The sequence below is a fragment of the Roseovarius halotolerans genome (genome assembly GCF_900172255.1).
In the GTDB taxonomy this organism is placed as follows: Bacteria; Pseudomonadota; Alphaproteobacteria; order Rhodobacterales; family Rhodobacteraceae; genus Roseovarius; species Roseovarius halotolerans.
The window spans coordinates 666,814-681,758 of sequence record NZ_FWFU01000002.1 but is presented as its reverse complement, the minus strand read 5'-3'; the positions used below and the strand labels follow the sequence as shown (position 1 = coordinate 681,758).

The following is a 14,945-nucleotide window of genomic DNA, read 5'->3' as shown; positions in this document are numbered from 1 at the left end:
CTTATGCAATTCCGTCGGTCGGTCGTTCTGTTTCGCTTCTCCATAGCGGGGGTTTGCCGCCGCCTCAACTGCTAGCCGGATTTCGGGTTTCCGCCCGCGCCGGGGCTTTGTAAGGTTCACGCCAATCAGACGGGGGTCGAAGTGACATCAGCGCAATCCGCCGTGACGCCGATGATGGCGCAGTATCTTGAGATCAAGGCCGGCTATCCGGGGGCATTGCTGTTCTACCGGATGGGCGACTTTTACGAGCTGTTTTTCGACGACGCTGTGGCGGCGGCCGAGGCGCTGGATATTGCCCTGACGAAACGCGGCAAGCACCTGGGCGACGATATCCCGATGTGCGGCGTGCCGGTACATTCGGCCGAAGGTTATCTGCTGACGCTGATCCGCAAGGGGTTTCGCGTGGCGGTCTGCGAACAGATGGAAAGCCCCGAGGAGGCGCGCAAGCGTGGCGCGAAATCGGTGGTGCGGCGCGAGGTGGTGCGGCTGGTCACGCCCGGCACCCTGACCGAGGAAAGCCTGCTGGAAGCGCGGCGGCACAATTACCTGGCGGCCTTTGCGAGGGTGCGTGGCGAAGGCGCGCTGGCCTGGGTGGATATTTCCACCGGCAGTTTCCACGTCATGCCGCTGGCGGATATCCGGCTGGGACCGGAACTTGCGCGGCTGGCGCCGAGCGAGGTCATCCTGGCCGAGGGTGAAAGCGCCGATCTGAGCGGAATCGTAACTGAATCGGGCGCATCGAGCAGCGAGCTGGGGCGCGCGGCCTTCGACAGCGCGGGCGGCGAGAAGCGGCTTTGCGATCTGTTCAAGGTGGGCACGCTGGATGCGTTCGGCACGTTCACGCGGCCTGAACTGGGCGCGATGGGCGCGATTGTCGAATACCTTGAGATCACGCAGAAGGGCAATCTGCCGCTGCTGCAAGCCCCCCAGCGCGAGGCGCAGACACGGGTGATGCAGATCGACGCCGCCACGCGGCGGAACCTGGAGATCACCCACTCCATGAGCGGGGGCAAGGCCGGGTCTCTGTTGGGGGCGGTGGATCGCACGGTGACCGCCTGTGGCGGGCGTCTTTTAGAGCGGCGGTTATCGAGCCCCAGCCGGGTGCGCGAGATCGTGCAGGAGCGGCTGGATTCCGTGGCGTTTGCGGTGGAACAGGCTCGATTGAGTGAGGCGTTGCGCAGCGCGCTGCGCAAGGTGCCGGACCTCGATCGCGCGCTGTCGCGGCTGGGCTTGGACAGGGGCGGGCCGCGCGACCTTGCGGCGATCCGCAACGGGCTGGCGCAGGCCGAAGAGATCGCCGGGATCCTCCGGGATCAGGACCTGCCGAGCCTGCTGGCCGCGGCGGCGGGCGATCTGTCGGGACATGACGCCTTGCTGGACCTTCTGGACCGGGCGCTGGTGGCCGAACCGCCGCTATTGGCGCGCGACGGCGGGTTCATCGCGCCCGAATATGACACGGAACTCGATGAGGCGAGAAAGCTGCGCGACGAAGGGCGCGGCGTGATCGCGGCGATGCAAAGCGAATATCAAGAGCTGACCGGGATCCAGAGCCTGAAGGTCAAGCATAACAACGTGCTTGGCTATTTCGTGGAAGTGACCGCCACCCATGCCGACAAGATGTTGTCGGCGCCGCTGAACGAGACGTTCAAGCACCGCCAGACCACCGCGAACCAGGTGCGTTTTACCACCGTGCCGCTGAGCGAGATGGAAACCCGCATCCTGAACGCAGGCGGACGGGCGCTTGAAATTGAAAAGCGGCTCTATGACAGCCTGAAAGCCGCAATTCTGGATGAATCCGCAGGGGTGTCTCAGGTGGCGCGGGCGATGGGGGAACTGGATCTTGCGACCGCGCTGGCCGATCTGGCGCGCGGCGAGGATTGGTGCCGCCCCAAGGTGGATGACAGCCGTGCGCTGGAAATCGAGGCGGGACGCCATCCTGTCGTGGAACAGGCACTGCGGCGAGACGGTGCGCCCTTTATCGCCAATGACTGCCATCTGGGCGGCGAAAGCGATATCTGGCTGCTGACCGGGCCGAACATGGCGGGTAAATCCACCTTTCTGCGCCAGAATGCGCTGATTGCGCTATTGGCGCAGGCGGGCAGTTTCGTGCCCGCGCGCAAGGCGCATATCGGCATGGTCAGCCAGCTGTTCAGCCGGGTCGGGGCATCGGACGATCTGGCGCGGGGGCGTTCGACCTTCATGGTCGAGATGGTGGAAACCGCCGCGATCCTCAACCAGGCGGACGAACATGCGCTGGTGATCCTGGACGAGATCGGGCGCGGAACGGCGACCTATGACGGGTTGTCGATTGCCTGGGCGACGCTGGAACATCTGCACGGGGTCAACGGATCGCGGGCGCTTTTCGCGACGCATTACCACGAGCTGACCAATCTGAGCGACAAGCTGGAGCGGGTCGAGAACGCCACCGTCAGCGTCAAGGAACATGACGGCGAGGTGATTTTCCTTCACGAGGTGCGGCGCGGTGCGGCTGATCGCAGTTACGGCGTGCAGGTCGCCAAGCTGGCGGGGCTGCCCGATGCGGTGGTCGAGCGGGCGCGGGTGGTTCTGGATGCGCTGGAAAAGGGCGAACGCGAGGGCGGCACCGCGCAAAAGGCGCTGATCGACGATCTGCCACTGTTTTCCGCGACACCGGCGCCCCCCGCGCCATCGCCCGCGGTGCGGACATCAGGCGTAGAGCAGCGTCTGGCGGATATCCTGCCGGATGAACTGACCCCGCGCGAGGCGCTGGACCTGATTTACGAGCTGAAGACGTTGACGCAAGGGTGAGCCGGGCGGGATGCCCGGCCCCGGCAGGGCGTCACCCCTTGTTCGACGAAACCCCGACCTGCGCGGGGCGCAGGATGCGGTCATGCAGCAGGAAACCTTCGGTCGAAACCTGGATGATCTCGCCGGCGTTGGTGCCGGGCACGGGGGCTTCGAACATGGCCTCGTGATGCTGGGGGTCGAACTTGTCGCCGACCTCGGGCGAAATCCGCGTGATCCCGTGCTTGGAAAACACGTTGAGCAATTCGCGCATGGTCAGTTCGATCCCCTCGATCAGGGCGGCGGAGACCTCTTTCTGCTCTTCGGTCGCGGCCTCGAGCGCGCGTTTCATGTTGTCATACACGGGCAGCATGTCGCGCGACAGCTTGGAGCCGCCGTAATTCTCGGCCTCGCGGCGGTCCTTCTCGGAGCGCTTGCGCGCGTTCTCGGCATCGGCAAGGGCGCGCATGAACTTGTCATGCAGCGCGGTGCGTTCGGCACGAAGCGATTCGAGCTCTGCCTCGGTGTCGGAAATCTCTTGCTCGGCGAGGGCGTGTTCCTCGGCCTCGGCGTCTTCGATATCGTCAAGAAATTCGTCGTTCTTCGGCTCTGCCATGTCTCACCTCTAGCTCCGGTCCGCGATCAGTCTGCCAACCAGCTGCGCCGTGTAGTCCACGATCGGCACGATGCGTCCATAATTCAGGCGGGTGGGACCGATGACACCCACCGCACCAATGATCTTTCGGTCTGCGTTCATATATGGAGAGACCACCAGAGAGGAACCCGAAAGTGAGAAAAGTTTGTTCTCGGAGCCGATAAAAATGCGCACACCGTCGCCTTCATCGGCCAGTTCGAGGAATTCGGCGATGTCGCGCTTGCGTTCGAGGTCATCGAACAGCGTGCGGATACGTTCGAGATCCTCCTGCTCGGCGCTGCTTTCCAACAGATTCGCCTGGCCGCGCACGATCAGGCGCTCGTAGTTTTCGCCGTCGCCGTCCCATACGGCGAGGCCGCTTTCGACAAGATCCTGCGCCAGCTTGTCGATTTCCTGGCGCCGGTCGGTGATCTGGCTGGCGATGACGCGCTGCAGTTCGCTGAGCGTGCGGCCCTCGGCCAATGCGTTGAGGAAATTCGCGGCCTCGCGCATCGAACTGGGGGTCTGGCCCGGCGGCGGCGTGAAAATGCGATTCTCGACATGGCCGTCGCCAAAGACCAGAACCACAAGGGCGCGGTCATGTGCGAGGCTGACGAACTCGATATGCTTGATCGGGGCCTCGTGTTTTGGCGCAAGCACAAGGGAAGCGCCCTGCGTGACGCCGGAAAGCGCCGAACCGATGCGGTCCAGCATACCGGTCACGTCCTGCGAGTTGCTGCCGAGGGTAGCGTCGATCATCTGGCGGTCGGTGTTCTGAAGGTCGCCCACCTCGAGCAGGCCATCGACGAACATGCGCAGCCCCTCCTGCGTGGGCACGCGGCCGGCGCTGACATGGGGGCTTTCCAGGAGGCCGAGATATTCGAGATCCTGCATCACGTTGCGGATCGTTGCCGCGCTGACCTTTTCGCTGAGGTCGCGGGTCAGCGTGCGCGACCCGATGGGCGCGCCCGAAATGAGATAGGATTCGACCACGCGGCGAAAGACTTCGCGCGAGCGTTCGTTCATCTCTTCGAGTATCTTTCCGCTGTCGGTCATGTCTCGGGCTGTCTGCTCTGATCTGCCATTAAAGGCGGGCGGTGGAAAAGGTCAATCGGGGTTGCTATCTGGTTGGCGCGGGCTGTATCCCCGGCTTTGGTTCATAAAGGAAAGACATCATGCGGCCTTCGGGTAGAGATTTAAGTGAGATGCGCGCCGTTTCAATCGAAACGGGCGTCACGAAACATGCCGAAGGGTCTTGCATGATCCGGATGGGCGACACCCATGTTCTGTGCACCGCCAGCCTGGAAGACCGCGTGCCGCCCTTCATCAAGGGTTCTGGCCTTGGCTGGGTGACGGCGGAATACGGGATGCTGCCGCGCTCGACCTCGTCGCGGATGCGGCGCGAGGCGACGACGGGCAAGCAAGGCGGGCGCACAGTTGAAATCCAGCGCCTGATCGGGCGGTCGCTGCGCGCAGGCGTTGACCGCGTGGCTTTGGGAGAGCGCCAGATCACTGTCGATTGCGATGTGATCCAGGCCGATGGCGGCACGCGCTGTGCGTCGATAACGGGCGGCTGGATCGCATTGCGGCTGGCGGTGAACAAGCTGCTGAAGGCAGGCGACATCATCAGCGATCCGCTGGTCGATCCGGTCGCGGCGGTGTCCTGCGGCATCTATGCCGGCCAGCCGGTGCTGGACCTCGATTATCCCGAGGACAGTGAGGCCGGGGTGGATGGCAATTTCATCATGACCGGATCCGGCCAGCTGATCGAGGTGCAGATGAGCGCCGAGGGCGCGACATACAGCCGGGAGCAGATGAATCAGCTGATGGACCTGGCCGAAAAGGGCGTCGGTGAGCTGGTATCGGCGCAGAAGGCAGCCGTGAATGCGTAAGTTCGATGGCGATACCCTGCTGGTGGCGACGCATAACGCGGGCAAACTGGAAGAGATCGCCAATCTGATCGCGCCTTTTGGCGTGACGGTTGTGGGCGCCGCTGAAAAGGGCCTGGGCGAACCCGAGGAAACCGAGACGAGTTTTCTTGGCAACGCCCGGATCAAGGCCCATGCGGCGGCGCGTGCCACCGGGCTGCCCGCGCTTTCGGACGATTCGGGAATCGAGATCGACGCGCTTGACGGCGCACCGGGAGTGTTTACCGCGAATTGGGCTGAGACCGGCAAGGGCCGGGATTTCATCATGGCGATGGGCAAGGCCCATGACCGGTTGCTGGAAAGCGGCGCGCCGCAGCCGTGGCGCGCGCGGTTCTGCTGCACGCTGGTTCTGGCCTGGCCCGATGGCCATGACGAGGTTTTCCCCGGCACCGTCGAGGGACAGATCGTCTGGCCGATGCGCGGGCATGAGGGCCACGGATACGACCCGATCTTTCAGCCCGAAGGCTATGAGCAGACATTCGGCGAGATGGATCGATGGGAGAAGAACCGCATCAGCCATCGCGCCGATGCCTTTGCCAAGCTGGTCCAGGGCTGTTTTGGCTGAGGATTGGCAACAGGGGGGCTTTGGCCTTTATATCCATTGGCCATTCTGCGAGGCCAAGTGCCCCTATTGCGATTTCAACAGCCATGTGCGCAGGGAAATCGACCAATCGCGCTGGCTTAGAGCCTATTTATCCGAGATCGACCGATATGCCGCCCTGTTGCCGGGGCGGGTCCTGAATACAGTGTTTTTCGGGGGCGGAACCCCCAGCCTGATGGACCCGGAGGTGGTCGGCGCGACCCTTGAGCGCGTGCGCCAGGCCTGGCCGGTGGCGAACGACCTTGAGGTGACGCTGGAGGCGAATCCCGGCTCGGTCGAGGCGGGGCGGTTTCGCGGCTATGCAGATGCGGGCGTTTCGCGCGTCTCGATGGGCATTCAGGCACTGAATGATACGGACCTGCGACGGCTGGGGCGCATTCATAGCCTGGCTGAAGCAACGCAAGCCTTTGATATTGCAAGAAAAACCTTTGATCGAGTCAGTTTTGACCTGATCTATGCACGTCAGGATCAGAGCCTGCGCGACTGGCAGGCGGAGCTGGGCGAGGCGTTGGCGATGGCGGTCGATCATCTGTCGCTTTACCAGTTGACCATCGAACAGGGCACCGCCTTTGGCGACCGCTATGCCAAGGGCGGGCTGCGAGGCCTGCCTGAGGATGACCTGAGTGCCGATATGTATGACGCCACCCAGGAAATGTGCGAGGCGGCGGGCATGGGCGCCTACGAGATTTCGAATCACGCGCGTCCCGGCGCGGAATCTCGGCATAACCTGATCTATTGGCGCTATGGCGATTATGCCGGGATCGGGCCGGGCGCGCATGGCCGTATCACCCTTGATGGCCAGCGCCGTGCGACCGAAGCCTGGGCCAACCCCGAAAAATGGCTGGAGGCGGTTGGGCGCGGTTGCGCCGAAAAGGCGCAGGCGGCCATTTCGCCCACCGATCAGGCCGATGAATACCTTATGATGGGTCTGCGGCTGCGCAGCGGAATCGACCTTGACCGCCACGCCGCACTGGCGGGCAAGCCGCTGGCGAAGGAGCGGCTGAATGAATTGCGGGACCTTGGAATGATCGAGACCGATACGCGGCATCTGCGCGCAACGGCCAAGGGGCGGCCCGTGCTGAACGCGATCATCCGCGCCCTGATAGGGGACTAGGGGATGCGGACGGTTTGGGCCGTTTTGGGCTTGATCAGTGTCGCATTGGGCATGGCGGGGGTAGTTCTGCCGCTGCTGCCGACGGTACCCTTCATGCTGCTGGCGGCGTTTTGCTTTTCGCGTTCTTCCGAGCGGCTGCACAACTGGCTGGTCAGCCATCCGCGGTTTGGCCCTGCGATCGTGGATTGGCACGAGCGCGGGGCGATCAACCCACGCGTCAAGCGCATCTCGACCATCGCGATCGTCGCGGTGTTCGTTCTGTCGGTGATGATCGGGCTGAAACCGCTGCTGTTGGCGATTCAGGGCGCGGTTCTGGCCTGCGTGATGCTGTTTATCTGGACTAGGCCGGGTTACTGACGCTGAGAATGCGGCAAAGGGTGTCGAGCTCATCCAGAGATTCGTAGCTGATGGTGATCTGGCCCTTTTCCTGCCCCGGCTTGTGGTTCAGCGCCACCTTCATACCCAGATTGGCGGACAGATCGCCTTCGAGCGCCTTGGTGTCGGCGTCTTTCTCGGGGTTCGGGCGCTGCCTGGCCTTGCTGCCATCAGAAAAGATATTGCCGACGGGCTTTTTCGCCAGTTTCTCGGTTTCGCGCACCGAAAGGCCCTTTTTGATGACTTCGCGGGCCAGGGCGGCGGGATCGTCGGCGGTGATCAGCGCGCGAGCATGGCCCGACGAGAGCTTGCCGTCGCGGAGGTAGGTCTGCACTTCGTCGGGCAGGGTCAGAAGGCGGACGCAATTGGCGATGTGGCTGCGGCTTTTGCCCAGAACGTCGGAGAGTTTCTCCTGCGTATGGCCGAATTTCTCCATCAGCTGGCTGTAACCGGCGGCTTCTTCGACCGGGTTCAGATCGGCGCGCTGGATGTTCTCGATAATGGCGACTTCCAGCACTTCGGTGTCGTTGAACTCGCGCACCAACACGGGAATTTCATGCAGCTTGGCGATCTGCGCCGCGCGCCAGCGGCGTTCGCCGGCGACGATTTCAAAGGAACCCGGCTTGCCGGGGGCGGGCCGGACGATCAGGGGCTGAATGATGCCCTTTTCCTTGATCGAATTGGCCAGATCCTCGAGCTGTGCCTTATCAAAGCTGCGGCGCGGCTGATCGGGGTTCGGGTTGATCTTTTCGATCGGCACGCTGCGGTCGGCGGGCTTGGGCGCATCGCCGGTTGTGGCGGTGTCGTCATTCACATCCGCCATCAGGGCGGACAGGCCACGACCAAGGCCGCGTTGTCTGGTTTTCTTATCGGCCATCTGAGGGCTCCTTTATGCGGCTGCGCGCGTCTGGTTCGACATCAATTCCCTCGCAAGGTCGCGATAGGCCATCGCGCCCTTGGAGGTGGAATCGTATTGCAGCACCGGCAGGGAATACGAGGGCGCCTCGCTGACCCGGACATTGCGGGGAATGCGCGTCTTGAACACCATCGGGCCAAGGTTATCGCGGGCGTCCTGCTCGACCTGGGCCGAGAGGTTGTTGCGCGAATCGAACATGGTCAGAACGATGCCCTCGATGCGCAGGCCCGGATTGGCGGACTGACGCACCTCGCGGATGGTCAGCATGAGCTGCGACAGCCCTTCGAGCGCGAAAAACTCGCTTTGCAGCGGCACCAGCACGGAATGCGCGGCGACCATCGCGTTGACGGTCAGAAGGTTCAGAGATGGCGGGCAGTCGATCAGGATGTAATCCAGCCCGTAAACGTCCATCGCGTTCTGGCGCAGGGCGTCATGCAGAAGGAAGCTGCGCTTTTCACTGGCAATCAGCTCCATGTCGGCCGAGCTGAGATCGACCGTCGCGGGAACGATCAGCAAGTTGTCGAGTGCGGTTTCGCGGACCACCTCGCTCAGCTCGATTTCCTCCAGCAAAAGCTCATATGTTGTGTATTCACGGTCCGAAGGCGCAACACCTAGCCCGGTGGAGGCGTTCCCTTGGGGATCAAGATCGACGATCAGAACCTTCTGACCCGCCTCGGCCAGGGCGGCGCCAAGGTTGATGGTGGTCGTGGTCTTGCCGACGCCGCCCTTCTGGTTGGCGACAGCGATGATCTTGGGACCGCGTGGGCGGGTGGGATCAGACACGGGCGACTCCTGTGATGGTCAGAATGACGGGGCCTGTTTCGGTTTCGCTTGTAGCAATTCGATGGCTGAAGTTCCATGTTGTTTGCGCGGCCTGCAGCTCTTTCTGCCAGGATTCGCCCTTGGGGAAGATCGCCGTACCGTCGCTGCGCAAATGGCGAGCGCAAAAGCCCAGAAGTCCATCAAGATCGGTCAGCGCACGGGCCGATATCACATCGGCTTCGAGCGGCGGGATTTCCTCGATCCGGGCATTCACGACCGTCGCGGGCGCGCCGGTCTCGCGAATCACGGTGCGCAGGAAGGCGCATTTGCGCGAATCGCTTTCAACCAGCGTGACGCGGGCGGGCGAATGATGCTCCATCGCCATTATCGCGATCACGAGGCCCGGAAAACCGCCGCCGGATCCGAGATCGGCCCAATGCCCGACAGGGTGCGGGGCGAGGCGATATATCTGGGCGGAGTCGACAAAATGCCGGGCCCAAAGGTCATCGAGGGTGGAGCGGGCGACGAGGTTGATCTTTTGCGTCCATTTGCGCAGCAGCGCCTCGTAGGTCTTCAGCCGCTCGATTGTTTCACGTGAAACATTGAGCGTGGCGCCGCCGCTCATGCGGATTTCTCGCGCCGGGCCATGCGGAGCCGCGCGAGAATAAGCGTCAGCGCCGCCGGTGTCATGCCGTCAATGCGTCCGGCCTGCGCCAGATTGGCGGGGCGGGCGGCGGAAAGCTTGGTTTTCAGCTCGTTGGACAGCCCATCGACCGCCTGAAAATCGAAATCGGCAGGAATGTCCTGTGCCTCGTCGCGCTTCATCATCTCAACGTCGCGCTCCTGGCGGGCGATGTAATTCGCGTAGAGCGCATCTTTCTCAAGCTGCGCGCGCGAAAGGGCATCGACATCAGCGAGTGTCGCGTCAAGTTCGATCAGGCGCGCGAAGTCGATATCCGGAAAGGCAAGGAGCTGGAAACCAGTCCGGCGAGAGCCGTCCTGATTGACTTTGAGGCCAATATTCACAAGCTGGCGCGGTGTGTAGCTTTGGGACTCCAAGCGCGCGCGGGCGGCGCTCAGGCGCTCCATCTTGCCCTCGAAGGCGCGCGCACGCGCGGGGCCGACGCAGCCGAGTGCGGTTCCCGTAGGAGTCAGGCGTTGATCGGCGTTATCGGCGCGCAGGGAAAGGCGGAATTCGGCGCGCGACGTGAACATGCGGTAAGGCTCGCTGACGCCACGGGTAATCAGGTCGTCGATCATCACACCGATATAGCTGTCAGAGCGGCTGAAAATGGCCGGGTCACGGCCCATGACCGCGAGCGCCGCATTCAACCCCGCAACAAGGCCCTGGGCGGCGGCCTCTTCGTAGCCGGTAGTGCCGTTGATCTGGCCAGCCAGATAGAGCCCCGGAACGGATTTTACAGCGAGGGTAGCATCAAGGGCGCGCGGATCTACGTAATCATACTCGATGGCATAGCCCGGTTGCAGGATAACAGCGTTTTCGAGCCCGCGGATCGAGCGGACGTAATCGTGCTGCACCTCTTCGGGCAGCGAGGTGGAAATGCCGTTGGGGTAGACGACATTGTCCGAAAGGCTTTCGGGCTCAAGGAATATCTGGTGCGAGGTCTTGTCGGCGAAGCGCACGATCTTGTCCTCGATCGAGGGACAGTAGCGCGGGCCGATACCATCGATATGGCCGCCATACATGGCCGAGCGGTCAAGGTTCTCGCGGATGATCTGATGAGTTTTCTCGTTGGTATGGGTGATCCCGCAGGAGACCTGACGCGCGGAGACGCCGCCGGACATGAAGGAAAAGAGCACCGGGTCGTCATCACCGGGCTGTTCCTCAAGCTCGCCCCAGGCGATTGTCGCGCCGTCAAGGCGCGGGGGCGTGCCCGTCTTGAGGCGGCCAAGGTCGAGATCGAATGAATCGATGCGCTCTGCCAGCTTGATCGAGGGCTTGTCGCCCATGCGGCCGCCGGGACGGGACACGTCGCCGATATGAATGACGCCACGCAGGAAGGTGCCGGTTGTCAGGACCACGGCGCCAGCGTGAATTTCACTGCCATCGGCCAGAACCACGCCGCTGACGCGATCCTCGGACATGAGAAAATCGGCGGCTTCGCCTTCGATGATCGTCAGGTTGGGTTGCGATTCCACTTCGGTCAGCATGGATTCGCGATAAATCTTGCGATCCGCCTGGGCACGGGGGCCTTGCACGGCGGGGCCCTTGCGGCGGTTGAGCAAACGAAACTGGATGCCGGCCTTGTCGGCAACGCGGCCCATGACACCATCCAGCGCGTCAATCTCGCGTACGAGGTGACCTTTGCCCAGGCCGCCGATCGCCGGGTTGCAGGACATCACGCCGATGCCGGATTTGTTCAGCGTCACAAGGGCGGTGGACGCCCCCATGCGCGCCGAAGCATGCGCGGCATCCGCGCCTGCATGGCCTCCGCCAATGACAACGACGTCAAAATGTTTCACGTGAAACACTCCTCATTTCCCAAGGCAGAAACTTGCGAAGATTTCGTCCAGGACGTTTTCGATATCTATGCGTCCTACCAGAGAATCAAGAGCGCGGATAGCGGTGCGCAGCTCTTCGGCGGCAAGCTCGGAAGCCACGTCACCCTGCGGAAGAAGGGAAAGCGCAGCCTGAAGCGCGGCGAGGCCCCGCTCCATCGCCTGTTTGTGGCGGGCGCGGGTGGCGATCCCTGCGTTCGAGGCCCGCCCGGACAGAATGCGGGTGATCCGGGCGATGAGGTCAGAGAGGCCAAGGCCGGTCTTTCCCGAGATAGCGTCGCGTGGGTCGGCAAGGCGGTCACCCTTGGCGCGCAAGACGATATCGTCGGCCTCGGGCGGGATGTCGGGGGTTGTTCCATCCTCGACCAGAAACACACGCAGATCGGCCAGCGCCGCGCGGCTGCGGGCGCGCTCGATCCCGATGGATTCGACGGCATCCTCGGTATCGCGCAAACCGGCGGTGTCCAGCAGCGTGACAGGCAGCCCTGCGAGATCCATGCGGACTTCGATCACGTCGCGGGTTGTCCCGGCATATTCCGACGTAATCGCCGCGTCACGTCCTGCCAAAGCATTGAGAAGTGTAGATTTCCCGACATTCGGCGCACCGACGATAGCCACCTCGAACCCAGAGCGGATACGTTCGGCGGTGCCCACACCCGCGATCTCGTGGGTGAGGTCGGTGATTACGTCGCTGACCAATGCGCCGACCTCGGGCGTGACATCGACGGGAACCTCTTCGTCCGCAAAATCGATGGTCGCTTCAAGCAGGGCGGCGGCACGAATCAGGCTTTGCCGCCAGGTTTCGGCGCGCCGTCCCAGATCGCCGGACAGAACGCGAAGCGCCTGGCGGCGTTGAGATTCCGTTTCCGCGTCGATCAGATCGGCGAGTCCTTCGACCTGCGCCAGATCGAGCTGCCCGTTTTCGAGGGCGCGACGGGTGAATTCACCGGGATCCGCGGCGCGCAAACCGTCCATCCGGCCCAGCGCGTCAAGCAGGGCAGAGATGACGGCATTACTGCCGTGGGCCTGGAACTCGACGGTGTTTTCGCCTGTAAAGCTGTGGTTCTGGCTGAAGGTAAGCACCAGCGCCTGATCGAGCCGGATGCCGGTGCTGTCATGAAGAACCCGCAGCGAGGCCGTGCGCGGCGGCGGCACGTCACCGGCCAAAGCGCGGCAGGCATCAAAGGCCAGCGGCCCCGACACGCGGATCACCGCGACGCCGGCTTTGCCCTGCGCCGTCGAAAGAGCATAGATCGTGTCCATAGGGTTGCCCCCGCGACTGGCCGCGTCAGGTGTTCATGGAATCGAAGAACTCGGCATTGGTCTTGGTTTGCTTGAGCTTCGAGAGCAGGAATTCGATGGCGTCGGTCGTGCCCATCGGGTTGAGAATGCGGCGCAGGACAAAGGTTTTCTGAAGGTCGACCTTGTCGATCAGCAGGTCCTCTTTGCGGGTGCCGGATTTCAGGATGTCGATCGCCGGGAAGACCCGCTTGTCGGCGATCTTGCGGTCGAGGATGATCTCGGAGTTGCCGGTGCCCTTGAATTCCTCGAAGATCACCTCGTCCATGCGGCTGCCGGTGTCGATCAGCGCGGTCGATACGATGGTAAGCGAGCCGCCTTCCTCGATATTCCGCGCGGCGCCGAAGAAACGCTTGGGTCGCTGCAGGGCGTTGGCGTCCACACCGCCGGTCAAAACCTTGCCCGAGGAGGGAACCACTGTGTTGTAGGCCCTACCAAGTCTTGTGATCGAATCGAGAAGAATAACAACATCTCGTTTATGTTCGACCAGACGCTTGGCTTTCTCGATCACCATTTCGGCGACGGCGACGTGGCGGCCTGCGGGCTCGTCGAAGGTCGAGCTGACGACCTCACCCTTGACCGAGCGCTGCATGTCGGTGACTTCCTCGGGACGTTCGTCGATCAGAAGCACGATCAGGTAGCATTCAGGGTGGTTCTTTTCGATGCTGCTGGCGATATTCTGAAGCAGCACGGTCTTACCGGTGCGCGGCGGCGCGACGATCAGGGAACGCTGGCCCTTGCCGATGGGCGCCACCAGGTCGATTACCCGAGCGGAGCGATCCTTGACGGTGGGATCGTCGACTTCGAGGTTGAAGCGCTGGTCGGGATAAAGCGGTGTCAGGTTGTCGAAGGCGATCTTGTGGCGGGCGCGCTCAGGATCCTCGAAATTGATCTGCTTCACGCTGGTCAGCGCGAAGTAGCTTTCGTTTTCTTCCGGCTGCTGGATCTCGCCTTCGATGGTGTCGCCCGTGCGCAGCGAATACTGGCGGATCATGTCGGGCGAAACGTAGATGTCATCGGGACCGGGCAGGTAGTTGGCCTCTGGCGAGCGCAGGAAACCGAACCCGTCCTGAAGAACCTCGAGCACGCCATCGCCGAAGACGGTCCAGCCCTCTTCGGCGCGTTCGCGCAGGATCTGGAACATCATCTCGCCCTTGCGCATGGTCGAGGCGTTCTCGATCTCGAGCTCCTCGGCCATTGCGAGGAGATCCTTGGCGGCATGAGCCTTGAGATCGGACAGGTTGAGACGGTCTTCGGACATGGGAACGTTCCTTTTGACAAGGACGCGCAGCTATGGCGCATCTTCGTGTCGTCGGTCAGGATTGGAAAAACGGGCCACCAGGACAGGGGCTTGCCGCGCTACATACGCATCGGAGCGGCGCGAGTCAACGATGCTCAGAACTTGATGACGACCGAGAGCACGATGAGAACCATCAGAACGGTCGGCACTTCGTTCATCAGGCGGAACTGTCGGCCGGTCAGGCGATTTGAGCCGGTCATGAAATCCTTGCGCCGCGCGCCAAGCCATTCATGGAAACCCGTCATGGCGATCACGCTGGCGCCCTTAAGATAGGGCCAGACAGAGCCCCAGTCGACGATCCCCGGCGTAAAGACGAGCATCAGACCGAAAAGCCAGGTGGCGATCATGGCCGGAGTCATGATGACGCGCAGCAATTTCTGTTCCATCGTCTGGAACACCTCGTCGCGGCTGTCACCGGGCATGGATTGCTCGACGTGATAGACGAACAGGCGGGGCAAATAGAACAGACCGGCCATCCATGAAATGACCGACATGATATGAAACGCCTTGGTCCATGGGTAAAGCGTGATCAGGATATCCGTCATCATGGCCCTCACTGTTCCTGGTCATCTCTATAAATAAAAATATAGATAAGAAAGGTGGTTGTTTTTGGTAGGGCGAGGGAATCCTGTGGATTACTGAATTGTCCGCGGGTTATCGACAGGTGGAGGGATCTGTGGACAAACCTGTTCAGGAATCGATAGGAACTAGGCCGAGCCCATGAAAACATATA

General features: G+C 62.3%; 14 protein-coding genes. 5 read left to right on the top strand and 9 right to left on the bottom strand.

The window, feature by feature from the left end:
• Nucleotides 1-171: 171 nt before the first annotated feature.
• Nucleotides 172-2,787 (top strand): DNA mismatch repair protein MutS, encoded by a 2,616-nt coding sequence (gene mutS, locus ROH8110_RS10335; RefSeq protein WP_085817656.1) that lies wholly within the window; start codon nucleotides 172-174, stop codon nucleotides 2,785-2,787.
• A gap of 31 nt (nucleotides 2,788-2,818) precedes the next feature.
• Here mutS and ROH8110_RS10330 read toward each other — a convergent pair whose 3' ends face one another.
• Together ROH8110_RS10330 and hrcA are read right to left on the bottom strand one after the other, a co-directional pair.
• Nucleotides 2,819-3,379, bottom strand: a complete 561-nt coding sequence (locus tag ROH8110_RS10330) for a nucleotide exchange factor GrpE (RefSeq protein WP_085817655.1) — start codon at nucleotides 3,377-3,379, stop codon at nucleotides 2,819-2,821.
• 9 nt (nucleotides 3,380-3,388) lie between these two features.
• Nucleotides 3,389-4,453, bottom strand: coding sequence for a heat-inducible transcriptional repressor HrcA (hrcA, locus tag ROH8110_RS10325; RefSeq protein ID WP_085817654.1), 1,065 nt, complete (start codon nucleotides 4,451-4,453; stop codon nucleotides 3,389-3,391).
• A 119-nt stretch (nucleotides 4,454-4,572) separates the two neighbouring features.
• Between hrcA and rph the strand changes: the two genes are divergently transcribed.
• Genes rph through ROH8110_RS10305 form a run of 4 tightly spaced genes read left to right on the top strand, consistent with a single transcriptional unit; the run spans nucleotide 4,573 to nucleotide 7,397 of the window.
• Nucleotides 4,573-5,289, top strand: coding sequence for a ribonuclease PH (rph, locus tag ROH8110_RS10320; protein WP_085817653.1), 717 nt, complete (start codon nucleotides 4,573-4,575; stop codon nucleotides 5,287-5,289).
• The gene (rdgB, locus tag ROH8110_RS10315) at nucleotides 5,282-5,890 is read left to right on the top strand and encodes an RdgB/HAM1 family non-canonical purine NTP pyrophosphatase (protein ID WP_085817652.1); all 609 of its coding nucleotides are present in this window, start codon (nucleotides 5,282-5,284) and stop codon (nucleotides 5,888-5,890) included. The genes rph and rdgB overlap by 8 nt, the downstream gene beginning before the upstream one ends.
• Nucleotides 5,853-7,040 (top strand): radical SAM family heme chaperone HemW, encoded by a 1,188-nt coding sequence (gene hemW / locus ROH8110_RS10310; protein ID WP_085817651.1) that lies wholly within the window; start codon nucleotides 5,853-5,855, stop codon nucleotides 7,038-7,040. The genes rdgB and hemW overlap by 38 nt, the downstream gene beginning before the upstream one ends.
• 51 nt (nucleotides 7,041-7,091) lie before the next feature.
• A complete protein-coding gene (locus ROH8110_RS10305; protein ID WP_306372208.1) occupies nucleotides 7,092-7,397 on the top strand; it encodes a YbaN family protein in 306 nt (101 codons plus the stop codon).
• Here ROH8110_RS10305 and ROH8110_RS10300 read toward each other — a convergent pair.
• The 7 genes from ROH8110_RS10300 to hemJ form a co-directional block, all read right to left on the bottom strand.
• A complete protein-coding gene (locus tag ROH8110_RS10300; RefSeq protein WP_085817649.1) occupies nucleotides 7,381-8,292 on the bottom strand; it encodes a ParB/RepB/Spo0J family partition protein in 912 nt (303 codons plus the stop codon). The genes ROH8110_RS10305 and ROH8110_RS10300 overlap by 17 nt on opposite strands.
• A gap of 12 nt (nucleotides 8,293-8,304) precedes the next feature.
• On the bottom strand, nucleotides 8,305-9,114 hold the full coding sequence (locus ROH8110_RS10295; protein WP_085817648.1) for a ParA family protein: 810 nt from the start codon (nucleotides 9,112-9,114) through the stop codon (nucleotides 8,305-8,307).
• On the bottom strand, nucleotides 9,107-9,718 hold the full coding sequence (gene rsmG, locus ROH8110_RS10290; protein WP_085817647.1) for a 16S rRNA (guanine(527)-N(7))-methyltransferase RsmG: 612 nt from the start codon (nucleotides 9,716-9,718) through the stop codon (nucleotides 9,107-9,109). The genes ROH8110_RS10295 and rsmG overlap by 8 nt, the downstream gene beginning before the upstream one ends.
• Nucleotides 9,715-11,577, bottom strand: coding sequence for a tRNA uridine-5-carboxymethylaminomethyl(34) synthesis enzyme MnmG (mnmG, locus tag ROH8110_RS10285; protein WP_085817846.1), 1,863 nt, complete (start codon nucleotides 11,575-11,577; stop codon nucleotides 9,715-9,717). Before mnmG ends, rsmG begins: the two co-directional genes overlap by 4 nt.
• Before the next feature lie 12 nt (nucleotides 11,578-11,589).
• Nucleotides 11,590-12,876 (bottom strand): tRNA uridine-5-carboxymethylaminomethyl(34) synthesis GTPase MnmE, encoded by a 1,287-nt coding sequence (mnmE, locus tag ROH8110_RS10280; RefSeq protein ID WP_085817646.1) that lies wholly within the window; start codon nucleotides 12,874-12,876, stop codon nucleotides 11,590-11,592.
• 25 nt (nucleotides 12,877-12,901) lie between these two features.
• Nucleotides 12,902-14,173, bottom strand: a complete 1,272-nt coding sequence (gene rho, locus ROH8110_RS10275; RefSeq protein ID WP_085817645.1) for a transcription termination factor Rho — start codon at nucleotides 14,171-14,173, stop codon at nucleotides 12,902-12,904.
• 134 nt (nucleotides 14,174-14,307) lie between these two features.
• Complete coding sequence (hemJ, locus tag ROH8110_RS10270) at nucleotides 14,308-14,757, bottom strand: protoporphyrinogen oxidase HemJ (RefSeq protein WP_085817845.1); 450 nt, start codon at nucleotides 14,755-14,757, stop codon at nucleotides 14,308-14,310.
• Nucleotides 14,758-14,945 lie beyond the last annotated feature (188 nt).